The sequence below is a fragment of the Pseudobutyrivibrio sp. AR14 genome, assembly GCF_900101325.1.
Taxonomy (GTDB): domain Bacteria; phylum Bacillota; class Clostridia; order Lachnospirales; family Lachnospiraceae; genus Pseudobutyrivibrio.
Map to the genome: position 1 here is coordinate 66,731 of NZ_FMUY01000007.1, position 23,249 is coordinate 89,979.

Annotated in this window: 19 protein-coding genes and 1 tRNA gene; 15 read left to right on the forward strand and 5 right to left on the reverse strand. The window is 39.7% G+C overall.

The window, feature by feature from the left end; genetic code table 11:
• The first annotated feature begins 32 nt into the window (after positions 1–32).
• The 4 genes from BLP50_RS08075 to BLP50_RS08090 all read left to right on the forward strand — a co-directional run bounded on the left by BLP50_RS08075 (position 33) and on the right by BLP50_RS08090 (position 2,976).
• Entirely contained in the window at positions 33–788 is a 756-nt protein-coding gene (locus BLP50_RS08075) for an amidohydrolase family protein (RefSeq protein ID WP_090153516.1), read from the forward strand.
• Positions 789–799: 11 nt separating this feature from the next.
• Positions 800–1,312, forward strand: a complete 513-nt coding sequence (locus BLP50_RS08080) for an ECF transporter S component (protein ID WP_090153518.1) — start codon at positions 800–802, stop codon at positions 1,310–1,312.
• Between the two features lie 71 nt (positions 1,313–1,383).
• Positions 1,384–1,800 carry a Fur family transcriptional regulator gene (locus BLP50_RS08085; RefSeq protein WP_090153520.1) on the forward strand — a complete coding sequence of 139 codons (417 nt, stop codon included), beginning with the start codon at positions 1,384–1,386 and terminating at the stop codon, positions 1,798–1,800.
• Between the two features lie 60 nt (positions 1,801–1,860).
• The gene (locus BLP50_RS08090) at positions 1,861–2,976 is read left to right on the forward strand and encodes a CobW family GTP-binding protein (RefSeq protein WP_090153523.1); all 1,116 of its coding nucleotides are present in this window, start codon (positions 1,861–1,863) and stop codon (positions 2,974–2,976) included.
• A gap of 52 nt (positions 2,977–3,028) precedes the next feature.
• On the opposite strand, the gene BLP50_RS08095 is transcribed toward BLP50_RS08090, so the two are convergent.
• Positions 3,029–3,112 (reverse strand) — tRNA-Leu (locus tag BLP50_RS08095).
• Positions 3,113–3,134: 22 nt separating this feature from the next.
• Complete coding sequence (locus BLP50_RS08100; protein ID WP_176753728.1) at positions 3,135–5,630, reverse strand: ATP-binding protein; 2,496 nt, start codon at positions 5,628–5,630, stop codon at positions 3,135–3,137.
• A 302-nt stretch (positions 5,631–5,932) separates the two neighbouring features.
• On the opposite strand from BLP50_RS08100, the gene BLP50_RS08105 reads away from it, so the two are divergent.
• The 11 genes from BLP50_RS08105 to BLP50_RS08155 all read left to right on the forward strand — a co-directional run bounded on the left by BLP50_RS08105 (position 5,933) and on the right by BLP50_RS08155 (position 19,899).
• The gene (locus BLP50_RS08105; RefSeq protein ID WP_090153527.1) at positions 5,933–6,646 is read left to right on the forward strand and encodes a LytR/AlgR family response regulator transcription factor; all 714 of its coding nucleotides are present in this window, start codon (positions 5,933–5,935) and stop codon (positions 6,644–6,646) included.
• 155 nt (positions 6,647–6,801) lie between these two features.
• The gene (locus BLP50_RS08110; RefSeq protein WP_090153529.1) at positions 6,802–9,222 is read left to right on the forward strand and encodes a hypothetical protein; all 2,421 of its coding nucleotides are present in this window, start codon (positions 6,802–6,804) and stop codon (positions 9,220–9,222) included.
• Positions 9,223–9,927: 705 nt separating this feature from the next.
• Positions 9,928–11,874 (forward strand): NADH-quinone oxidoreductase subunit 5 family protein, encoded by a 1,947-nt coding sequence (locus BLP50_RS08115; RefSeq protein WP_090153532.1) that lies wholly within the window; start codon positions 9,928–9,930, stop codon positions 11,872–11,874.
• The gene (locus BLP50_RS08120; protein ID WP_090153534.1) at positions 11,874–12,752 is read left to right on the forward strand and encodes an NADH-quinone oxidoreductase subunit H; all 879 of its coding nucleotides are present in this window, start codon (positions 11,874–11,876) and stop codon (positions 12,750–12,752) included. The genes BLP50_RS08115 and BLP50_RS08120 overlap by 1 nt, the downstream gene beginning before the upstream one ends.
• Positions 12,753–12,782: 30 nt before the next feature.
• Positions 12,783–13,226 (forward strand): NADH-quinone oxidoreductase subunit B family protein, encoded by a 444-nt coding sequence (locus tag BLP50_RS08125; protein WP_090153537.1) that lies wholly within the window; start codon positions 12,783–12,785, stop codon positions 13,224–13,226.
• Positions 13,227–13,239: 13 nt separating this feature from the next.
• The gene (locus tag BLP50_RS08130) at positions 13,240–13,602 is read left to right on the forward strand and encodes an NADH-quinone oxidoreductase subunit C (RefSeq protein ID WP_090153539.1); all 363 of its coding nucleotides are present in this window, start codon (positions 13,240–13,242) and stop codon (positions 13,600–13,602) included.
• A 1-nt stretch (position 13,603) separates the two neighbouring features.
• The gene (locus BLP50_RS08135) at positions 13,604–14,683 is read left to right on the forward strand and encodes a hydrogenase large subunit (RefSeq protein WP_090153541.1); all 1,080 of its coding nucleotides are present in this window, start codon (positions 13,604–13,606) and stop codon (positions 14,681–14,683) included.
• A gap of 185 nt (positions 14,684–14,868) precedes the next feature.
• Positions 14,869–15,309, forward strand: a complete 441-nt coding sequence (locus tag BLP50_RS08140) for a 4Fe-4S dicluster domain-containing protein (RefSeq protein WP_090153543.1) — start codon at positions 14,869–14,871, stop codon at positions 15,307–15,309.
• A gap of 626 nt (positions 15,310–15,935) precedes the next feature.
• Positions 15,936–18,635, forward strand: coding sequence for a carbamoyltransferase HypF (locus tag BLP50_RS08145; protein WP_090153545.1), 2,700 nt, complete (start codon positions 15,936–15,938; stop codon positions 18,633–18,635).
• Between the two features lie 62 nt (positions 18,636–18,697).
• The gene (locus BLP50_RS08150) at positions 18,698–19,060 is read left to right on the forward strand and encodes a VOC family protein (protein ID WP_090153549.1); all 363 of its coding nucleotides are present in this window, start codon (positions 18,698–18,700) and stop codon (positions 19,058–19,060) included.
• Positions 19,061–19,134: 74 nt separating this feature from the next.
• The gene (locus BLP50_RS08155) at positions 19,135–19,899 is read left to right on the forward strand and encodes a zinc ribbon domain-containing protein (protein WP_090153551.1); all 765 of its coding nucleotides are present in this window, start codon (positions 19,135–19,137) and stop codon (positions 19,897–19,899) included.
• A gap of 47 nt (positions 19,900–19,946) precedes the next feature.
• Here BLP50_RS08155 and BLP50_RS08160 read toward each other — a convergent pair whose 3' ends face one another.
• The 3 genes from BLP50_RS08160 to BLP50_RS08170 form a co-directional block, all read right to left on the reverse strand.
• Positions 19,947–21,164 (reverse strand): iron-containing alcohol dehydrogenase, encoded by a 1,218-nt coding sequence (locus BLP50_RS08160; protein WP_090153553.1) that lies wholly within the window; start codon positions 21,162–21,164, stop codon positions 19,947–19,949.
• An 84-nt stretch (positions 21,165–21,248) separates the two neighbouring features.
• Positions 21,249–22,514 (reverse strand): hypothetical protein, encoded by a 1,266-nt coding sequence (locus tag BLP50_RS08165; protein WP_090153556.1) that lies wholly within the window; start codon positions 22,512–22,514, stop codon positions 21,249–21,251.
• Positions 22,515–22,670: 156 nt separating this feature from the next.
• Positions 22,671–23,012 carry a hydrogenase maturation nickel metallochaperone HypA/HybF gene (locus tag BLP50_RS08170; RefSeq protein WP_090153558.1) on the reverse strand — a complete coding sequence of 114 codons (342 nt, stop codon included), beginning with the start codon at positions 23,010–23,012 and terminating at the stop codon, positions 22,671–22,673.
• Positions 23,013–23,249: the final 237 nt, after the last annotated feature.

The window sequence follows — 23,249 nt, forward strand, 5'->3', positions numbered from 1 at the left end:
TCATATCCAACAGCAAAGGAGGATATGGTGCTATGTTTGATTTTAGGTATTTTAAAAAGATTGATATGCATTCACACATAGGTACATGGGGAAATCCATTTAACTTTAGTGGGGATATTAATCTGATTCTTGAATTGATGGAGAAGTTCAATATAGAAAAGACAATTTTGTGTCCATCAGATTCAAGTAAGAATAAGGATATTGTTGAGGCATATAAGAATGCTAAGGACAAAATTGTTCCAGTTCCGTGGGTAGACTGTACTAAAGGGCAGGAGGCTTATGACGAACTTGAAAGGCTAATTAGGGATGAGGGCTGCAAGGGGGCAAAAATCCAATCCCTTTTTGATGGCTATGCAGCTGATTCACCAATTGTGGATCCGGTGGCAGAGATTTGTGAAAAGTACAATGTACCATTTTTTGTTCACTCAGGACATGAACCATTTTCATTGCCATGGCAAATTGGGCTTTTGGCGGAAAGACATCCAAAATGTAAATTTGCAATGCTTCATATGGGACATGGTCATGGAATATATGTTGAGGCAGCACAGACTATAGCTAAGAGATACAAAAATATCTGGCTTGAGACATCGGGAACATCCATGACAGCGCAAATTTATAATGCATATAAAAATGTCGGTAACGATAAAGTAATGTTTGGACTTGATACACCATTTCATGCGCCAGAGGTGGAGATACAAAAGATATTATCGTGCCCTTTAAAGGAAAAAGATTACGAAAACATTTTTTATAACAATGCAAAGAACTTTATGGAATCGCTTTTAGATTAGGAGGACAAAAAATGAGGACATCGAAGATTTTACAAAAGGATATTGCCATAACAGGCATGATGATTGCTTTAGTTTTTCTTGGAACATTTTATTTTAAAATACCAACGGCATTTGGATATACACATTTAGGGGATTGCATGATTATTCTTGCTACATGCCTTCTTGGCACGAAAAAAGGGGCAGTGGCTGGAGCTTTTGGAGCTGGGTTAGCAGATTTGGTTGGAGGATATACAGCTTGGGTATTTCCTACTATGATGTTTAAAGCTGCATGGGTACTTGTTATGGGGCTTGTAGCATTTAAGCTACTTAGGAAATTTAGATACAACTTGTGGTTGGGAGCAATCGCAGGAGGCCTGATACACATAGCCTTATATACATTGATAAAAATCCCAATGTTTGGCGTATCTTATGCCTTTGCAACACTTTTTACTTTAAGCCTTCAGACCCTGAGTGGAATTGTGCTTGGCAATATTATTTTTGGAATGGTAAAAAATAAAGTTTCTTCCCTTATAGCTGAATATTAAGAGAACTGATAAAATGTTTTATATAATTTTCTATTTTGTAAGTAAATGGCAGAGCCAACGAGGAAAAAGAATTGTATAAAACAAAAGCAAGAGATGCAATAATCAAATATTTGGAAGCTAATACAGAAAAGAGACTTACCGCCAGGGAAGTTTTTGATGGCATTAAAGATAGTATAGAGGGCGTCAACAGGACTACAGTATATCGAAATCTTGACAAGCTGTGCGACCAGGGAGAGTTGGTTAGATTTAAGGATCCTAATCAGGATGCATGGTACTATCAGTTTTCCGCCAAGGATATGCACTGTGACAAGCACATTCATGCTAGGTGCAGCAGATGCGGCAGGGTTTTCCATTTGGATGATGACTTTGTGGTGGACTTTATAGATAAGCTTCAGACAGAGTATAAGCTGGATTTAAATACTGCAAAGACAATGCTTGTGGTTCAGTGTAAAAAATGCAACAGAATTGCAATTCCTATTGACAAGTAGAAATTATACATCTAAAATATGCAACAGTGTTGCGAATTGTATTCGGAATGGAGGTTGCATATGTCTAGAAGAGAAGTTCCAGTAGTTTTAATAACAGGATATTTAGGTTCAGGTAAGACCACTTTGATGCAGAATCTTTTGAGTCAGGAAAAGCGCAAGGTGGCGTTGATTGTAAATGATATGGGAAGCATTAATATTGATGCTTCCCTTTTAAGCAAGACAGGAAATCAGGTAGCTCAGGTGGAGATGGTTGAAATGCAGAATGGCTGCATTTGCTGTACCCTGAGGGATGAATTTATGGAGCAGATTGAGCGCTTGGCAGGTGATGATTCCATTGAGGCTATTTTTGTTGAGGCCTCAGGTATAAGTGAGCCATCATCTATTGCTGGCGCTTTTGTTGGTTACGAAGAATCCACTGACACTAGAGTATATTTGAAGACGGTAGTTTCAGTGGTTGATGCTGACAGAATTTATCGCGAGTTTTTAAATGAGCTGGACAGCGCTGAAGATACAGAGGATGGCGATATCATCAATCTCATTATGGATCAGCTGGAGTTCTGTAATATTATGCTTTTAAACAAAACAGATTTGCTCGATGAAAAGCAGATTTCAAAGGTGACAAAGTCCCTTAGAGAGATTCAAAAGACAGCAGAAATTATTCCTTGTGTTCAGGGAAAAGTGGAGTTGGAAACTCTTCTTGACGGAGAGGATTTTGACTTTGATGAAGTGTTGGCATCAAGCAGTGTGCAGATGGCACTTAATGAGTGCGAGCCAGAGGATGAGAAAGCTTGCGTGGATGAATATGGCATTTCTTCATTTGTATTTGAGGAGAGAGCTCCATTTAATCGCGAGGCATTTAATCGTCTGCTGGATGACTATCCAACAACCCTTATCAGAAGCAAGGGCTACATCTGGTTTTCAGATGATGCAGAGCATGTACAGCTTTTCGAGCAGGCAGGAAGAAATGCATCGATTACTGAGCTAACTCCATGGGTAGCAGCATGGCCAGAGGAGGAGCTAAAGTCTATTTTAAATGACTTCCCAGATATAAAAGACGACTGGGATGAGAAATATGGTGATAGAATCAATCAGGTGGTTTTCATTGGTAAGGGCTATGAAAAGAGCCAGATAGTAGAGCTTGTAAATAATTGCATTGAAAAGGAATATTTGGCATAGAATGATTTGAAATGAAAAAGTGGCCTAGCTAAGCTAGACCACTTTAATTTTATGCCGGCTGCGGGACTTGAACCCGCACGATGTTGCCATCAACAGATTTTGAGTCTGCCTCGTCTGCCAATTCCGACAAGCCGGCGTCCGCAGACTAGTATACTAAATTAACTTGTTATTTGCAACGCATTTTTTATTTTTTCCAGGAGTATTCCGTACTGCTCCATTACTGAATTATGGTGCTGTTTTATGTAGTCTAAATTGTCCTCTTTTACAGCAAGTTCTAATGCTTTTGCAGCAGCCGAAAGTTCCGATGCACCGATGGTAAGTGAGGTGCCCTTTAATGCGTGAGCCACTATTTGATAATTAGGCCAGTCCTCTTTTTCTAAGAGTTCATTGAGCTGTGGTCGCTTGTCCTCGGTGACGTATGTATTTAGAATTTGACGATAGAAATCTTCGTCGCCAGCGGCAAATTCAAGGCCTGCATTTGCATCTATAAAATCAAGGGCATGCATTAAATCACTAGGTGAATCGCTAGTTGGTGTATCGTTGCTTGTATTCACATAGGAAATCAATTCCTCAGGCAGATGCTTTAGCACCATCTCGTCAAGCTGTGTAGGCTGAATAGGCTTTGAAAGGTAGTCGGTGAAGCCATCCTCTAGATACTTCTGGTCTGCACCCATTGTGGCATTAGCTGTCAGCATAATAACAGGCACATCATGGCTGAGGCTTGTGGTGTCTTCACGAAGTCTCTTAAGCACCTCTACGCCGTCCATTTCTGGCATCATGTGATCTAAGAAAATCAAGTCATACTTGGTAGAGCCCATCAGTGAAAGAGCCTCTGCGCCAGTAAGAGCACAGTCAATTTGTACCTGAGTTTTCTTAAGCAATCCACAGAATACATCAAGGTTCATCTGTACATCATCCACTGTGAGAATCTTAGCATTAGGTGCCACAAATGAAGATTCGTATTTACGGATTTTGCCAGTGTATTTGTAATCAGAAATCGGACCAATAGGAGAGTGGTCTGATATAGTCTGAGGTACTTTTACAGTAAATGTACTTCCGCAGCCATAGGTACTTTCAACAGAGATATCACCGTGAAGCAAAGTAATAAGATTTTTGGTGATTGAAAGACCAAGACCTGTTCCCTGGATAGTACGGTTGCGCTGTAGCTCAAATCTCTGGAAGTTATCAAATACATAAGGAAGATCCTCGTCTCTGATACCAATACCATTATCTTTGATTTTGATAATAAGTAGCAGAGAGTCTGGGTTAGCTGTCTCCTTAAAGTCGATAGTTGCAGAAATTTTTCCGTTTTCAGGAGTATATTTCAAGGCATTTGAAATCAGGTTAGAAAGAATCTGTTTGATTCGGATTTCATCGCCTTTTAGTGTCTTTGGTAAATCTGGGTTGCAGATGAAATCAAGTGCCTGATGCTTCTTATCTGCAAGGCTTATGAACATGTTGTAGCAGTCCCTGAGGACAGTTTTGATTGAGTAATCGAAAGAGCAAATCTCAAGCTTGCCAGATTCGATTTTTGAAATATCAAGTACATCATTAATAAGGGAGGTAAGATTCTTAGAAGCAACACTGATATTGTCAGCGTACTTAATAATCTGCTCGTCTGTACATTCTCGCAAAATCAGCTCATCCATACCGGAAATAATATTGATAGGTGTACGTATTTCGTGAGAAATGTTGCTGATGAATTCTGATTTAGCTTCATTAGCTGCCTGAGCTTCCTTAATAAGATGATTTTCTTCTGTAAGATCAGTGGCAACCAAAATGTAGCACATAGGCTCTTGGTTTCTATCCATTTTGCAGGAGAAATTTACAAGGACAACCTTGCCTGTGACTTCTGCAGTGAGACGATAGTCGATTGAAAGGCCATCAGTAGCTTTTTCAAACATCTGCAGAGGCTCACCTGGATTAAGCTGGAAAATTTCCTTTAAACGTATACGGTGAGGCTCCTTGTTTAGGCCTAAAAGTCTCTTAGCATATTCATTTGCCATATTAAGATGGTAGTTGGTGTCAAAAACTAAAAGTCCTGTACCTAATGTGGAGAAAATATCCCTACTGATACTGTTTACGGTAATGTAAAAAGTCATGTAGCTATTTGATGCCATAAAAAATACTACGAATGCAAGGAATATTCCTGTGCAGTAGTAAATATGAGGCAAATGCACATCGTAGGTTAGCTTCAGATAGTCAGGTATTGTTGAAAGAGCCAGAATAATATTTGAAATAAAAGCAAAAACAATCAGTCGCTTGTCTCTTCGATATGAAGATGTCTTTGCCCAAACGCAAGCCATGATAAACATAAACAGACCCAAAAGGCATATGTATGAATAATGAAAAAGTACACGATAAGGGTCGTTTTTAACGTAGCTTGTGAAGTTGTAAGTTGCATAGCGAATAAATTTATTAGAAGCTGGATGGCCGTAAATAATTAAGTCAAAAAAAGCTGCAACCGAAGTGAAGAATATAATGAAGAATTCGGCTGTGTGGCTGAAATGGAGACAGCTTGTGACAAGAAGTATCTCCGCAATAAGATAAATTTCAATTCCAAAGAGACCTATTACACGGAAGTAATATGAATAAATAATATTTGGACTGAGGGACATGATTGAATATCCCAGACAACATAGACCATTTCCCAAAGCGAGAAGGAAAACGGAATATTTGAAAAAGCCCTGGGAGTGTCTCTCGCGCTTTAAAAAGCTGGCACCTAGGTGGATTGAGGTGGCGCCGGCTAGAGCTAGAATAATATTTATATATGTAACATTGCGATATAAAGCTTCCATTTGGAAAATCCTTTTTACTGTAAATAAGAAATTGTGCAAAAGTTAATTTGTTATTAAATATAATGTTTATTATATCTAATATTTTTATTTTTTTCATTATCAATATAGCGCTTTTGTGGTATTATTTTAAGTGATAGATTTTTCTTGGGGAGGCCTACATGAGAATTGCAGTTATAGACGATGAGAGCATCTTTAGAATGCAGCTTCAAATGATGGTGGAGAAGATCGCGGCTGAAAAAGAAATACACATGGAAGTAGAGGGGTTCGCTAGCGGTCAGGAGTTTATAGAGGGACTGTCAAATAGGCGTTACGATATAGTGTTTATGGACATTTTTATGCCAGATATGGATGGTATCGCAACTGCCAAGAGGCTGAGAGATTTGACAGAGCGCACATTCCTTATTTTCATGACAGCGTCTGAGGGGCATTATCCAGATGCATTTTCATTACATGCATTTGACTATGTTACAAAGCCATTTACACTTCAGCGCATTAAGCAGGTGCTTGATGAGATAATTGAGCATACACCTATGGATGAGGCATTTATTAAAATCACAGTTGGGGCCTTAGAAGAGAAGATTCATCTCAAGGACATTATTTCAGTTACCACAGATGGTCACTATCTTGAGATTAACAGGGCAGATGGAGTTACTAACAGAGTTCGCCTTACTTCTGGTGAGTTTTTAAAGATGGCTGGAGATGACAAGCGCTTTATCATGGTCAATCGAGGAATCATTATCAATATGGACTATATCGACTATGTTGATGGTGGTGATATATACATGGATGACAAGACTATATTCCCAATTTCAGCTAGGAAAATTGCAGAAATTAGTCAACAAATTAAAGATTATCAGTTCAGTAACCGATAAGGTTATTGGACAACTAAGAGTTAGAATTTATAGTTTTTGCGAATAGTTGCCAAATAATGTTTTATTTTGCCAAAACTATTGATTCTAACTCGTTTTTTGTTACGCTAATAGCAACGATAATAAAATTTAGGGAGAGTAGGACTTAGGGTTAAGTTATGAAGAGACGCACTACAAGACTGGCAGCATTAGGCTTGTCGGCATTTTTCATAGCCGGTACTGTGTCATTTCCAGTACATGCATCTGAGGTTCCAGAGGATTCTGGGAGCTCTGTTTTCGCGTCTAAAAATAACAGTTCCGAGGAGCCTAAAGCTGATATCCCTGAATCTGAAGAAACAGAAGAATCAGAAGACACACCTGCAGTAGTGCAGGAGCAGGCAGAGGTTGCTGAGGAGCCAGGTGTTGAGCAGGCTGCAGAGCCTTCGGCTGAGCCAGAAGCAGAACCTTCAGCTGATGGGCAACAGGCGGTAGCGGCTTCTGCAGAGGAGGGCGAAAATACACCTTCTGAGGCCTCAACAGAGACTAGACTTTCTACATCTGCCAGGGAGCAGGTTAATCCACAGGATTTTAATTTCGATGATGCAGCGGCAACTATTGATAATGCAGTTTCAGCTACCGGAGATGCTAAGGACGCAGCAGCCTCAGCATCTGAGCAGACCGATAATGCTGTTGTGGTTATTAATAATGAGGAGACCACTTCTGATGAAGCGTCTCTTGTGATAGAGAATGCTCAGGCCACAGTTGATGAGGCTAGGGCTACATTTGACCAGGCCGAGATCAATTACAACGACGCTTTGGATGCGTACAATCAGGCGGTTTCAGCTTATAATGCAATACTTGATGAGTACAATACACAAAAGGATATGACAGCGGCTGAGATTCAGGAGGCTGAGGCAGCCCTCACTGAGGCTATGGATGCTGTTGATGATTTAGAAGCGGAGCTCAAGGCTCGCAAGGCAGAGCTGGTAGAGGCAGGTGCCACAGGCCTTCTTTCTATTAGAAATGGTGCCAATGGTGGCAGAGGCGGTACAAACGCTCTTGCTATAGACAAGTATATTTCCACTGTCGTTGAGTATTACTACATTCCAGAGACAGAGAAAATATCCGATGGCCAGTCGGTTTCTAATTTCTGCATGTATGACTCAGAGGAAGATGGATATGTTACCGTTGAGTACGATGTTGTAGACGAGGATGGAGAGACTCTTCGTACAGGCGCTGCAGAGTACAAATATGAGATAGATGATGAGACTGGAGAGATAAAAATATCTACTCGCGAAAAGGTCTTCCATTACACTAATAAGGACGGCGAAGAGGTCTATATTTCTAAGGACGATGCTGAGAGACTTTCTCCAGATAATCTTATAGAAATTGACAATTATTATTCTCTGTCAGGCAGTTTTGCTCTTAGATATGTGAGTCATCTTATGTTTAATAGAGACTACCAGGGCAACGAGGAAGATTATCGGACAATCGATCCTATTACTATTCAGGATGGCAAAGATTATTGGAAAAATGTTTATACTTCATATGAGAATGGTGAAGTATTTTCAAATGTATTTGTTGATTTTGTTAGTGGGACAAAGAGTTATAACGGCAATACAATATCAGTAGAATCCAAATACGATGTATTTTATAACGTAGCGGGAGAACATTTTTTCATCCCTGAGAGATATACAGATAGACGCTATAACTCGGAAGCTGAGGCGGCTGCTACTTTAGACGAATATGTTGCTGTTAGAGGAGACGGAGCAATAGTTGATTATCTAGCTAGCAGAGATATTCTTAAAATAGAGCAACAGCATGTATATTCAGAGGTTGTTTCTGAATATGAAAACAGGGCTTTTAGCGATTCTCTAACGGAGATGATTAACTCATACTACAGACTGTTGGGTACAGTTAATGTTGCTAAGACTCGAATGCTTACAGCTAACAATAGACTTACAACTCTTCGCGCACAGATGTCTACGATAGAGGACAACTATACCGAGATTGTAAATACATCTGCAGTTGTTACTTCATTTGAAATCAGCCTAGAAAAGGCGGAGGCTAGCTATACTGAGGCATCTGATAATCTAGTAACAGCTGAGGAAAAGCTTGAAGAGGCTAAGACAGCTTTTGAAGAGCGTTTTGGTATTACAGAAGAGGAATTGAGTATTCTTGAACCTGCAGAAGAGGAAGAGCCAGAAGAGGTTGGAGAAGTCCCAATCCAAGCACAGCCAGAAGAGCCAGAGGTTGTTGAAGAGATAGAAGAGGAACTTGAAGAAATAGAGGATGAGGCAGTTCCAACATCATTCGTTGGAAGTACATCACATTCTTCTGGAGCAGATTATGGCATCGCAGAGATGGCAGATGAAATCATTCAGGAGATGGAAAATCCTTCACTTGAGCAACCTACTCCAGCTCCAGTTGTTCCAAAGCCTCAGGAAGAAAAGCCAGAGAAAATAACAGTTAAAGGTATTCTCGAAAGAGGTAAATGGTTTGTGGGCCTAGCAGGTGTATCTAGTGCAGGTGCAGGTGTCGCAGCATTTGAAGCTAAGCGCCGTGCAGCAATCAAACTCTTAGACAAATTAAATCAATAATTCTTAACCAGTTACCTTATGGTAGCTGGTTATTTTTTTGCTAAAAATTATGAGATGTAACTATTTTGCCAAATAAAGTCCATTCTTGCCAATCGGTTGTATGCGAGTCTATGTAGTGATATTTTCTTAGTAGAGATTGTGAACATTTTTTGTTTTGCAATTTTTGATGTGGCCTAAAGGAGTGGGGACCCTTTTAGGCTGGCGATTAGAGTCGCTGGGTAATGGAAAAATGGCGAGGTAGGGATTGATGATGAAGGTGTTAATCTTGCGAGTGAAAATGCTGATGGTTAGAGTTGATAACTTTAGACTGAGACGTCAGCTAAAAAAAATGCAACCACAGAAAAACTAATTCACTAAACCAAGCACTAAGCAGAGCATTTGGCTCTGCTTTTTTACTTAAAGGGAAAATATCGGCTGGTATTAATAGAGTTTTGCAATGCAAAACTCTATTTTTTGTGGACAAATAGGTGGGAGGGATGGAACAAAATTCCTTGAAATATCTATGGTAAAAATGACTTAAATCTACATTAAAATTTGTATCAAATTTAGAACAGAGATTGCCTGTATTTTTTGTTAAAAAAAACACAAGGGGTTTCAAATGTGGTATAGTATTATTTGTGAAAAAATGGGCATACATAGACCCGATTTCCCTGATTTTTTAGGGAATTCATATAAAGGGACTTAAAGTAAAAGGAGGAAACACTTATGGAAATGTTAGTAACAGCGTTAATCTGTTTACCATTTCTCTGGGCGATTTTGCCTGCAGTTATTCACAACTCTAAGTGCAGAGCATTTTTCGTCTATCTCGGCTGTGGAATTGTTATAGTTCTTTCAGTTTTTACAGCTGTTCAGTGGTATTTGGCTGGAGGCCAGACTCTGGACTTTGATTTACCTTATAGAGAGGCATTTGATGGTGTCATTCTTTTTGGTGATCTTTTCTTGATGTGTCTTATCACATATCTTTCATTTAAGTACAAGAAGGGAGTCATTTCTTTGCTTGCAATCGTGCAGACATTGCTTGTGGCAGGCTTAGAATTTTTTGGACCGGAGCTTGAGGAACTCCCAGCCCTTCGTTTTGACTGGCTTACACTTGTTATGATTCTTATCATCGGTGTTGTTGGTTCATTAATCGGTATCTATGCTGTAGGTTACATGCATGGCTATCACATTCATCATCACAAGGAGCTTACAGACAGACGTAGCTTTTTCCTTGCTATGATTTTTGTTTTCTTTGGAGCGATGTTTGGTCTCGTGTTCTCACAGAGCCTTATTTGGATGTATTTCTTCTGGGAGATTACATCAGTTACATCATTCCTTCTTATTGGTTACACTCGTTCAGACGAGGCAATCAACAATTCATTCAAGGCTTTATGGATGAACCTTCTCGGTGGTTGCGGCATTGCAGCAGCTATTGCAGTTGGCATCCTTGCATTTAACACAGTTAATCTTTACGACATTATTAATCTTGCAATTGAACACGGCGCAGGTGCTCATACACTTATTTTCTTGTTACCAATTGCATGTCTTGCATTTGCAGCACTTACAAAGTCAGCACAGTTCCCATTCTCAGGATGGTTGCTTGGCGCCATGGTTGCACCTACACCTTCATCAGCACTTCTTCACAGTGCCACAATGGTAAAGGCTGGTGTATATCTTCTTATCCGTATCTCAGCTGCTATGGCTGACAACTACGTAGGAAACATGGTTGCCCTTATCGGTGGCTTTACTTTCCTTGCTGCATCTTGCCTTGCTATCTCAGTTTCAGATGGCAAAAAGGTACTTGCTTACTCTACAATTTCAAACCTCGGTTTGATTGTTGCTTGTACAGGTTGCGGTTACGAAGAGACAATTTGGGCAGCAGTATTCCTTGTAATTTTCCACGCTGTTTCAAAGTCAATGCTCTTCCAGTGCGTTGGTGCTATCGAGAACACAACAGGTAGCCGTGATGTTGAGGATATGCAAGGTCTTATGGCAATCTTCCCTAAGCTTGCTGTTATCCTTATGATTGGTATTGCAGGCATGTTCCTTGCACCATTTGGTATGCTTATTTCTAAGTGGGCAGCACTCAAGGCATTCATCGATACAAGCTCAGTTTATGTATCATCACTTATGGTACTTTTCATCTGCTTTGGTTCAGCAACTACAATGTTCTACTGGACAAAGTGGTTATCAAAGATTCTTGGTGCTTCACCAAAGGAGAAGTCAAGAGACCTTACTAAGAAGAATGAGTACATCTCAATGTTCTTCCATGCATTTATGATGGTTGCACTTATCCTTGGTTTCCCATGGTTATCTGAGAATGTTCTTAAGCCACTTTCAGAGGATATGTTTGGAACAGTAAAGCAGGTTATTTCATACCAGAACATCATTATCATGATTGTGCTTCTTGTTGGTGTATTTGTTATCCCATGCATCAATTACTTGATGACAAAGGGTACAAAGGCAAAGCAGGTTATCACATACATGGGTGGTGCCAATGTTGGTGACAACTTCAATTTCGTATCAGCTACTGGTGATCCAAAGGAGATGCACATTGCAAACTTCTATATGGAAGACATCATGGGTGAGAAGAAGTTATTTACACCAGCTATCATGATTTCAACATTCATCATTATTGTTTACATGATTATCGTAGTAGGAGGTGCATTCTAATGACAATTCAAACACGTGTTATTTTTGCCATCTGCTACTTGATTCTTTGCCCATTTATTATCGGTTTATTAGATGGCTTTGATCGTAAAATTTCTGCACGTATGCAGGGCAGAAGAGGCCCATCAGTCCTTCAGCCATTCTTTGATTTAAAGAAGCTTTTTGAAAAGGAGTTCCTTACAGCTAACAAGTCACAGCTATTTATGATTCGTTCATATTTATGCTTCATCGTACTTTCAGGAATTCTCTTCTTCGCAGGTTTTGACCTTTTGCTTGTTGTATTTTCACTTTCAACAGCAGCGATGTTTTTGATTCTTGCATCTACATCTACTCACTCACCATACTCTGCACAGGGTACTCATAGAGAGCTTGTTCAGATTATGTCATGTGAGCCAATGGAGCTTTTAGTTGCAGTAGGTTTCTATCTTGCAGCTGAGACATTCAATATTTCAGAGATTATTGCAGGAACAGCTTCGCCATACATTATGTATCTTCCTGGATTCTTTGTAGGATTTGTATTTATCCTTACAATCAAGTTCAGAAAGTCACCATTTGATATTGCAACTTCTCACCATGCACACCAAGAGGTTATCAAGGGTGTTACATCTGAGATGGTTGGTAAAGAATATGCAATGGTTACCCTGGCTGAGTGGTATGAAAACGGTATTCTTCTTGGTATAGTTGGATTGTTCTTCCTTACAAACAACATTTTGTCAGTAATCGGTGCAGTTGCCGCAATCCTTGTTGTATGGTTCCTTGAGATTCTCATCGACAACACATCTGCAAGAGTAAAATGGCAGCTTATGCTCAAGCTTGCTTGGGGCGTGACAATTGTTGCGGCTGGAATGAATTTATTCTTGTTAGAGATTATTAAAGGCTAATGCCTGTTTCATTATTAGGAGGAACGTTAAATGAGTACAATACATAAATCGCCATGGCTACTCCATTATGATGGAAGTAGCTGTAATGGATGTGATATAGAGGTTTTGGCATGTACTACACCTGTTTATGATGTTGAGCGTTTTGGCGTTATTAATACAGGTAACCCAATGCATGCTGATATTTTCCTCATTACTGGTGGTATCAACTCTCAGAACGCTGATGTTGTTAAGCAGATTTATGAGCAGATGCCACAGCCAAAGGTAGTTATCGCTGTAGGTACATGTGCATGTACAGGCGGTATTTTCAAAGAGTGCTACAACATCAAGGGTGGCGCTGACACAGTTATTCCTGTTGATATCTATGTTCCAGGATGCGCTGCTCGTCCAGAGTCAATCATTGATGGTGTTGTTAAGGGTGTTGCTCTTTTCAAGGAAAAGGCTGCAGCTCTTAAGGCTTCAGAAAAGGCAAATTAATTAGGAGGATATTATGCAGGAAATTAAAAAAGATATGTATTTAATTGATAAGGCAGAGCTCCTCCAGGTCATCATGGAGAAAAAGAATGCTCTTTGGAGACTTTGCCAGATTTGCTGCTCTTTCCCAAAGGCAGAAAATCACTATGAAGTTACATATTCATTTGCAAATGGATATGAGTTTGCTAACTATCGTCTTATCGTAGAGAAGGACGAGGATGTTCCATCAATCTCTCGTGTATACAAGTCAGCTATCTATTATGAGAATGAGATGCACGAGCTTTGGGGACTTAATGTAGAAAATATCAAGGTAGATTTACACGACAAGCTTTACCGCATCGATGTAGAGACACCATTTATCGAAAAGGAGGGTGAGTAGCATGGGAAAGAGAAGTATAGTACCTTATGGCCCACAGCATCCTGTTCTTCCAGAGCCTATCCATCTTGACTTAGTTTTGGAGGACGAGAAGGTTTTAGCTGCTATTCCTTCTATTGGATTTATTCACAGAGGTCTTGAGAGTCTTACTAGCAAGAAAGACTTTAACGAAATGGTATACGTTGCAGAACGTATTTGCGGTATCTGCTCATACATGCATGGTATGGGATACTGTATGGCACTTGAGGACATCATGAATGTTGAGGTTCCTCGCCGTGCAGAGTTCCTTCGTACAATCTGGTGTGAGATGAGCCGTCTTCACAGCCACTTATTATGGCTTGGATTACTTGCTGATGGTTTTGGATTCGAGTCACTCTTCATGCATTCATGGAGACTTCGTGAGCGTATCCTTGATATGTTCGAGGCATCAACAGGTGGTCGTGTGATTTTCTCAGTTAATACAATCGGTGGTGTTCTTAAGGATATGCCTAACGATATGCTCAAGGATTTCGTTCGTCAGCTTGATGAGATGGAAAAGGAAATCCGCGACACAACAAGCATCTTCCTTAATGATTACACAGTTAAGAGCCGTCTTGTAGATGTTGGTATTCTTACTGGCGAGGATGCAATCCGTCGTGGTGCTGTTGGCCCTATGATGAGAGCATCTGGTATCAACGTAGATATGAGAAAGAATGGCTACGCAGCATACAACGAGATCGATTTTGAAGTTATCACTTCAAACAAGTGCGATTCATATGCTCGTTGCGAGGTTCGTATTGGTGAAATCTTCCAGTCTATCGATATTATCAGACAGGCTGTAGCTAAGATTCCTGATACAGAGATTAATACAAAGGTTACAGGTATGCCAAACGGTGAGTCAATCATCCGTGTTGAGCAGCCAAGAGGTGAGGCATTCTATCATGTACGTGCTAACGGCACAAAGTTCTTGGATAGATTCAGAGTCCGCACACCTACATTTGCTAACATCCCAGCTCTTACTCAGACATTGCAGGGATGCCAGTATGGTGACGTGCCACTCTTAGTGCTCACAATCGACCCATGTATTAGCTGTACTGAGAGATAGTAATTTTAAGTAGCTGATAGGCAACAATCTTTGACTTAATTATTTGAATGAGCCTGTAGTAAACAAGCTCTGATAGTTATGAACGAGACATGCAGTCGAGGTAATAACTTATCAGGCTTGTGTGCGTGACAGGCGGGATTGGGTTTGTTGACATCAGCGAGATTATAAATTGGAAGGAGTCAAAAATGGGACAATTTTTACCATTTACTAAACAAGTTTTAAAGAACCTCTTCTCTGCACCAGCTACTACTCAGTATCCTTTCGTTGCTAGAGAGTATCCAGAGCGTACAAGAGGTCATGTAGATATCGATAAAGATAATTGCATTCTTTGTGGAATGTGTATGAGAAGCTGTCCTCCAGGTGCTATCAATGTAGATAGAGCTGGTAAGACATGGACAATCAATCGCTTCGACTGTGTTCAGTGTGGTTACTGTGTAGAGAAGTGCCCTAAGAAGTGTCTCTCTATCACACCAGGCTACCAGGAGCCAGGCCCAGAAAAGGTTAACTACAGCGTAGATGTACCTTATGAGCCACCAAAGCCAGCAGCTAAGCCAGCTGCACCAGCCGGCGCCGCAGCACCTGCTCAGGCTGCTAAGCCAGCAGAGGCACCTGCACCACAGGCATAGAGTATTTCAGGACCAGATGATTTCATCTGGTCCTTTTTTTGTGCTTGTTTTCTCCTGTCTACTGCTTGGATGGGAATTTTGAAAGTAGGCAGTAGTGAATTTGAAAAGTGTTACTGCCTGAATTGGATTATAGGAAAAAAGCAGTAGTGAAAGTGGGAAACACTACTGCCTGAATTGGATTATAGGAAATAGGCAGTAGCGAAAGTGGGAAACACTACTGCCTGGATAGATTTTTGGGAAATAGGCAGTAGAGAAAATGGGAAATGGTACTGCCTAGAATGGATTTTGGGAAATAGGCAGTAGGAAATTTTGGGAAAGGTACTGCCTAGAACGGAATTTGAGAAATAGGCAGTAGAGGATTTTGGAAAAGTTACTGTTTGGATTGGCTTTTTTGAAGTAGGCAGTAGAGAAATGGAAAAGTGTTACTGCCTAGATGGATTTTTGGGAAATAGGCAGTAGTGAAATGAAAAAACACTACTGCCTGAAATTAGAAATCGTAAATAGGCAGTAGTTTGGTGGGATGAGATAGTGAATGGAGGGGGAAAGTGATAAAATAACAAGAGATATATGATTCAGTTCAAGTGGATTAAATATTGATAGAGAATAAGTAGGATTGACTTGATTTAATGATAAGAAAATATACTATTTTAGGGCTGGTGCAAGGGATAGGATATCGTCCATTTGTTGCAAGAATAGCGGAGGAACTTAATATAGCAGGCTGGGTGAGAAATACTGGCGGGATAGTTACAGTGCTTGCAGTTGGAAGTGAAGCTAGTCTGGATGAGCTTTATCGCAGGCTTTCTTGTGATGTGCCAACAGGTGGATTTGTCAGCTCCATTGAGGTGGAAAAAGTTGAGGAAGAATCTTTAGAAGGAGAAGATTGGCTAGGACAAGACTCAGTTAAAGAAGCTAGTGAGCAAGGTCAGGGCGTTTTCAGTAAGGTATCAGATAATCGTGGAAAAAATGAAATAGAAACTGGCTTTAGGATTCTAGAATCGAATCAGGATGAGAAGACTAATCTGCCACTGATTCCTGCTGATATAACTACATGCCCAGAGTGCGAAAAGGAATTGCTTGATCGAAAAAATCGCAGGTTCAGGCATCCATTTATTAGCTGTACTATTTGCGGGCCTAGGTATTCTATTATTGAAAAGCTGCCTTACGACAGAGATACAATCACTATGTCTGATTTTGGCATGTGCGAAAAATGCAAGACAGAGTACACTGCAAAAGATGATAGGCGTAGACACGCTCAGACTATTGCATGTCCAGAATGTGGTCCATCCCTTGTATTTACTGGGATTGCGGCCTATCAGCATAATAAAGAAGAAAATGATTTTGCAGGAAATCTTGCAAACGAGTCTGTTCACAGAAAGTTCACAAGTAATAATTCAGACAAAGTTATAGCGGGTGAAATAACTGAAAATAGCCCACAAAACAGTAACGAAGATGCTCTTGAAAAAGCCGTAGAAACCTTGAAAAATGGCGGAATTTTGGCGATTAAGGACATTGGAGGATACCATCTGGCTTGTAATCCCTTTGATGAAGAGGCAGTGGCAGCACTTAGACGACTAAAACATAGAGAAGAAAAAGCTTTTGCTGTTATGTTTGAAAATATAGAACAGCTTAGAAAGTACTGTAATGTTAATGACAAAGAGGAGGCAGAGCTTTTGTCCCCTGCGAGACCTATTGTACTTGTGAGAAGAAAAAGCATTAGTTCATGGGAAGAAAGCGCGACTGTAAGAGATAAAAAGAAAACAATCCCTAAAACAGATTCAAGCAATACAGAAGAAACAAAAAACATAGCTGACAATGTGTGTCTTACAAGTCCAGATATAGGTGCTATGCTTCCATGTAATCCAGTGCAGATAATGCTTATAAAGGAATGCGGACCGCTTATTATGACAAGTGGAAATGCAAGCGGAGATGTACTTGAAACAGAAGATTTGAATATGAAAATGTGGCTTGAAAAAAGAGCTGCATCACAGGAGATGGCTGGAGTTAAGCTTGCTATGCTGTCTCACAACAGAAGAATTCTTAGACCAATGGATGATTCTGTTATGAAAATAGTAAGGGGCAGAACTCAGTTTATCAGACGAGGAAGAGGCCATGTTCCTAATCCTATTTCTATAGATGCCGCTGGAGAGATATTTGCGGCAGGGGGAGATCTAAAGTCTAGCTTTTGTTATGTGAAAAATGGACTAGCATATGTCAGCCAGTATCTTGGTGATTTGGAATCTGTCAGCTGCCAGAAGTTCTACAAAAATGAGATGCAGGCAATGAGGACTATATTTGGATTCAACCCTAATTCTGTAGTGGCAGACATGCATCCAGGATACTTTAGTAGGACAGCAGCGGCAAATAAGGCAAGTGAGAATTCACTTCCTATTTCCTATGTTCAGCATCACAAGGCCCATGTAGCATCAGTCATTGCTGAGCATAAATTAGATGGTCCAGTATTGGGATTTGCCTTTGATGGAACTGGGTATGGAGACGATGGAACCATTTGGGGAAGCGAAGTCTTTAGATGGGATGGAAATGGCAGAATGGAGCGTGTGGCTCATCTGAAACCAATGAAGCTCATCGGTGGAGATGAGGGGGCTAAAAACTGCGACACTATATTAGTTGGCATGCTTCATAACAATGACATTGAAATTCCTGACTGGATAAAAGAAAGAACTAATTCGACGCTCATTGAGGCAGCTTTGGATAACAATATAAATACAGTTACATCCACATCAATGGGGAGATTATTTGATGCTATATCTACCTTGTTGGATGTGTGCCGTTACAATTCCTATGAGGGACAGGCGCCAATTGAGCTTGAAAATTTGGCTTCCACTGTAGGTGATAATACATCGTTTGATAAAGCAGGAGTTTGCGGTTGTGACAAAGAAAATGAAAGTATTGAGCTAAAGATTTCAGAAGAGGGCGATACCACACAACTCTTTATAAATATCGTAAATGCGATAACAAAGTATAATCAAAACCATTTAATAGATAATATAAATAACAGTGATATTAGAGAAGAGTCTAATGATACTAGTGAGATAGAGAAAAATAGCTTTGATATATTAAGAGCTAAATTGGCACATGCCTTCATCAACGCTGTTGCTGACTACGTATATACGATATGCAAGAGAGAAAAGATTAATCAAATTGTTTTATCTGGAGGAACATTCTTAAATAGAATTCTACTAGAAAAAACAATTGATAAATTAGAGGACGAAGGATTTAAAGTGTATATCTCAGAACAGCTTCCACCAGGTGACGGCGGAATATGCTTGGGGCAGGCATATTTACATGACCATATATCAGAGGACTAGTTACTAGGGACTGTTGTAATGCTTAGAGAGTTATATAGCAAAAAGATTTTAAGGAGTAATCTATGAAACTTAGAAATGTTCTTATTGTGGTAAATGACATTGAAAAGTCAAAGATATATTACCATGATTTATTTGGACTTGATATGCTTCTAGACAACGATGGCAACATGATTCTGACGGAGGGGTTAGTACTTCAGGACAAGAAAATCTGGCAGGATTTTATAGGGCAGGATATCACATACAAGCACAATTCTTGTGAGCTTTATTTTGAGGAAAAAGACATAGAAGGATTTGTGGAAAAATTAGAAAAACTCTACCCTGAAACGGTATATGTAAATAAGCTAATGACCCATAGCTGGGGCCAGAGGGTGGTACGCTTTTACGATTTGGATGGAAATCTCATTGAAGTTGGAACGCCTATGTAATCCCGCAACAGCTAGTTGCGTGTGCAAATAGAATCTGCATATTACAATATAGATAAACAAGAGGAGGTATTAGTATGCAGACAAAGGATGTATTGTTAGAACTTAGAACAAAAAATGGATTGTCCCAGGATGAGCTTGCAGATAAAATCTTTGTTACAAGGCAGGCAGTTTCCAGATGGGAAAATGGCGACACCGTCCCAAATACAGAAACACTAAAATTGCTTTCGAAAGAATTCAATGTATCCATTAACACTTTGCTAGGTGCACCTAATAAACTCATCTGTCAATGCTGCGGCATGCCGCTGGAGGATGAGATTATTGGCAAGGATAAGGACGGATTTTTGAATGAAGAGTATTGCAAATGGTGCTATGCTGATGGAACATTTACCTATAGCAACATGGATGACCTGATTGAGGTGTGTGTTAAGAACATGGTAAATGACAATATCTCAGAGGAGCAAGCTAGAGAGTACTTACAGCAGACACTTCCTACATTAAACTATTGGAAAAAGTACGAGCAATTAAGTGACAATGGAGAGTTTGAAGCATTTAAAGAGCAGTTGGTAAAAGAGATAAATGAGCTTCAAATAGAAGGGATGCCAAAGCTTGACAAGCTTAATGCTCTAGTGGGTAAATACGTTAACATAGAATACCCATTGCCAAGTGGAGTCAAAGCTAAATTTTTAAATGACAATACTACATATCTGGGAAACCAATTGGAGTCTGAAATTGTGGATGGCCTGTTCTTTGGTGTGATTGCAAATATGGATTTCATCATGATATGTACATATGAAAAAGATGTTGAAAATCCAGAATTAATACTATTTAAAAAGAGGTAATTTATAAAAATGAGCGGTACAAAAGGTACCGCTCATTAATATTATATTTAGAAATCTACTTCTGTGTCATAGTAGCAACACTTAAGAAGTTTTTCCATTTCTTCCTGGCTAGGCTGTCTTGGGTTAGAGCCTGTACAAGCATCTAAGATAGCATTAGCAGCAATGTCATGTAATCTCTCAAGGAATACATCTTCTGGAACGAATCCCTGGTCAGCAGGAAGTCCGTCTGGACCATAGTGATTAATGCTGTGAGGGATATTAAGGTCGTCATTCATCTTGCGGAGATAATCAATGAGGAGCTTAACCTTTTCGTCGTCGTTTGCTCCGCCAAGGTGCATGTAGTCAGCAATAACGCCGTAGCGCTTTTTAGCAACAGGGTCCTTTGCGTTGAATGCGATTACCTTTGGAAGGTACATTGCGTTAGCAGCACCGTGAATGATGTGAGCGCCTAAATCAGCGAAGGCTGCACCGGTCTTGTGAGCCATTGAATGAACGATACCAAGAAGAGCATTTGAGAATGCCATACCAGCAAGACACTGAGCGTCGTGCATAGCATCTCTTGCTTCCATATCTTCATTGTATGACTTAACAAGAGTATTCATAATCATCTCAATTGCGTGGATTGCAAGTGGATCTGTGTAAGCACAGTTAGCTGTTGAAACATAAGCCTCGATAGCGTGTGTCATTGCATCCATACCAGTGTGAGCCACAAGCTTCTTTGGCATTGTGTGAGCAAGCTCAGGATCTACAATAGCAACATCAGGTGTAATCTCGAAATCAGCGATTGGATACTTGATACCCTTCTGATAATTGGTGATGATTGAGAAAGCTGTAACCTCTGTAGCTGTTCCTGATGTAGAAGAAATAGCGCAGAACTTTGCCTTAGTACGAAGCTTTGGAAGGCCGAATACCTTGCACATATCCTCAAATGTTGTGTCAGGATACTCGTACTTAATCCACATAGCCTTTGCAGCATCTATAGGTGAGCCACCGCCGATAGCAACAATCCAGTCTGGCTGGAACGCCTGCATTGCCTCAGCACCCTTCATAACAGTCTCAACAGATGGATCAGGCTCGATACCCTCGAAGAGAGTAGTCTCCATGCCTGCTTCATGTAAATACTGCTCGACCTTCTGTAAAAAACCGCCCCTTTTCATAGAACCGCCGCCAGTACAAATGATGGCACGCTTGCCCTCAAATGTCTTAAGAGCCTCAAGTGCCCCTTTACCGTGATAGATGTCTCGAGGTAAAGTAAATCTTCCCATAGTAAAAATCCTCCTTTTATAGTTGTTACATAAATAACATGATAAAAGTATTATAACGAAAAACCAGCTAGTTTGCTAGATTACCTACTTGGGGCTTCTTCCACCTACTGCCCCTGAATAAGTTGCTTTGTTTTCATTATTTGGAGTTAAGGGTCTATTTGACCTGCTTGAATCTGTTGATTTGTATGATGTAAATGATGAATTATAACTACTATCGCTTGCAGGGGCTTTTCCCTTATCATTACTTTGATTACTGTTTGTACTTTCGAAACTAATATCATTTAATGAAACAAATGATGACTTAGAAGAAAGAGAAGTGTTGGAATAGTCACTACAAAAAAAATCATTAGAAGGGCGAGCTTCCGTACGAGGTGGCAATATCTGGTTTTTAGACATTTTTTCCAAACGTTTCAATGCAGGGGTAGGATCTAAACTCGACGCGCGAGTCGGATAATCGGGTTTAGCATTTTGTTTTTGGGTAACGCTATCAGAGCCTATAGGCTTTTTTTCAGTAGTGTTATTTTGCTTTTTAGAATATGGGGCATTGTACATATTATTAATAGCATCCTTCATTTCTTTGATTTGCTGCATATTATTTATATATGATGTGGTGCTATTAATGATGTCGTTGTTGTTTTCTGGTAAAGAGGCTGCTGAATAATTACCCGATTCTATGTCTCTACGGAGACTTTCTCTTTCACTACGGAATATTTTAGCTAACTGAGGTTCTTCAAGCTCGTTTTCTTGCACATAGGATTGAAGTTTATTTAGCTGTTCATCGTAAGTATTTATACGATCAATAATACGATTTTCTATTACTATATTTTCCAATTCATTCAAAAAGTTTGATGTAGTTTCTTTTATGTCATCGGTGGTTGATGGGAGTCCATCGGCAAGTGATAAATCACCATTCTCTAAAGCGTCTTGTAAGAACTTGATATTATGATCATAATATGAATAAGGGTTCTGAAAATTAAACTCTGTATTTTCAAGATGATTTCTTCTGGCATAATCTGAGATAGATTTTTTCCCTTTCTCATATGCGTCTATACGCTCATTAATTCTTGATGTTCGTATAGCGTTAATATAATTTTTAGCAAGATTATTATCATATGTCACATCGGCTTGGTTTTTAATTGCAGAAAAATCACCTTGCTGAATGGCATTCTGCAATAATGCAATTTCTGCATCAAAAAGCTGTAACCTATTGGTGGCATTAAAAAATTCAACACTGCTAGGTTCAATACTACTATTTACGTAATCTTCTAGTTCCTTTCTCTGTTTTTTTAAATTGTTTAAGGCTTTTTTTGAATCACTCTCGTTCAACATTTTTCCCATAGCGTTTCCCATTCTTTTTTCCTCCCTAAATGGTTATATTTTTTATGGCTTCTGGTACCTAATAATCATTCAATAAATAGGTAATGTTTTTTCCATTTTGCCTAAATAAAAAAGAGTCCAAAACAAAATGTTTTGAACTCCGATGATTACTATGCGGTAAGAATTATATTAGCTCACCTCAATATTTTCTACAATAAAATCGGTGCAGCGGTTGAGCTTGAGATTGGCGCTGCCGCACTTTGGACAGGCGTCCTTGAATTCGTGGCGGGTGAACTGAGCGCCGCAGTCCTTGCAGAGAACAGTGGATTCCTTGACTTTGGCATCTACCTTTACACCGGCAAGTGATGTGCCTTCGCTCATTACCTGGAGATATTCCTCGATGATTTCGGGAACATAGTCGCACTGGTCCCCGATTAATAAATGAATTTTATCTACATGGTTGACCTTGTTTGCGTCAGCCTGTTTTTTTACTAAATTAAAAACATACTCTGTAACTGCTAATTCGTGCATAGTTACCTCCAAAAATTTTCACTCATACTCGACCAATTATACACTAAAGAAAACATCCACTCAAATCATAAAATATGGCTTAACGGCAAAGGATTTTTCATAAAATGCCTTTATATTAAAACAGAGGTTCCAAGTGCCCTTAATTGTGATAAACTAATGTTACTATTTACAGTTATAAATCTTTAAAAATTATTCTCTTACAAGCAAGCTTGGCAAGAATTAATCTTTAAAAATTTA

Coding starts and splice junctions, on each gene's coding strand:
- BLP50_RS08075 (WP_090153516.1), top strand. CDS start 33: ATGTTTGATTTTAGGTATTTTAAAAAGATTGATATGCATTCACACATA.
- BLP50_RS08080 (WP_090153518.1), top strand. CDS start 800: ATGAGGACATCGAAGATTTTACAAAAGGATATTGCCATAACAGGCATG.
- BLP50_RS08090 (WP_090153523.1), top strand. CDS start 1,861: ATGTCTAGAAGAGAAGTTCCAGTAGTTTTAATAACAGGATATTTAGGT.
- BLP50_RS08105 (WP_090153527.1), top strand. CDS start 5,933: ATGAGAATTGCAGTTATAGACGATGAGAGCATCTTTAGAATGCAGCTT.
- BLP50_RS08110 (WP_090153529.1), top strand. CDS start 6,802: ATGAAGAGACGCACTACAAGACTGGCAGCATTAGGCTTGTCGGCATTT.
- BLP50_RS08115 (WP_090153532.1), top strand. CDS start 9,928: ATGGAAATGTTAGTAACAGCGTTAATCTGTTTACCATTTCTCTGGGCG.
- BLP50_RS08120 (WP_090153534.1), top strand. CDS start 11,874: ATGACAATTCAAACACGTGTTATTTTTGCCATCTGCTACTTGATTCTT.
- BLP50_RS08125 (WP_090153537.1), top strand. CDS start 12,783: ATGAGTACAATACATAAATCGCCATGGCTACTCCATTATGATGGAAGT.
- BLP50_RS08130 (WP_090153539.1), top strand. CDS start 13,240: ATGCAGGAAATTAAAAAAGATATGTATTTAATTGATAAGGCAGAGCTC.
- BLP50_RS08135 (WP_090153541.1), top strand. CDS start 13,604: ATGGGAAAGAGAAGTATAGTACCTTATGGCCCACAGCATCCTGTTCTT.
- BLP50_RS08140 (WP_090153543.1), top strand. CDS start 14,869: ATGGGACAATTTTTACCATTTACTAAACAAGTTTTAAAGAACCTCTTC.
- BLP50_RS08145 (WP_090153545.1), top strand. CDS start 15,936: ATGATAAGAAAATATACTATTTTAGGGCTGGTGCAAGGGATAGGATAT.
- BLP50_RS08150 (WP_090153549.1), top strand. CDS start 18,698: ATGAAACTTAGAAATGTTCTTATTGTGGTAAATGACATTGAAAAGTCA.
- BLP50_RS08155 (WP_090153551.1), top strand. CDS start 19,135: ATGCAGACAAAGGATGTATTGTTAGAACTTAGAACAAAAAATGGATTG.
- BLP50_RS08160 (WP_090153553.1), bottom strand. CDS start 21,164: ATGGGAAGATTTACTTTACCTCGAGACATCTATCACGGTAAAGGGGCA.
- BLP50_RS08165 (WP_090153556.1), bottom strand. CDS start 22,514: ATGGGAAACGCTATGGGAAAAATGTTGAACGAGAGTGATTCAAAAAAA.
- BLP50_RS08170 (WP_090153558.1), bottom strand. CDS start 23,012: ATGCACGAATTAGCAGTTACAGAGTATGTTTTTAATTTAGTAAAAAAA.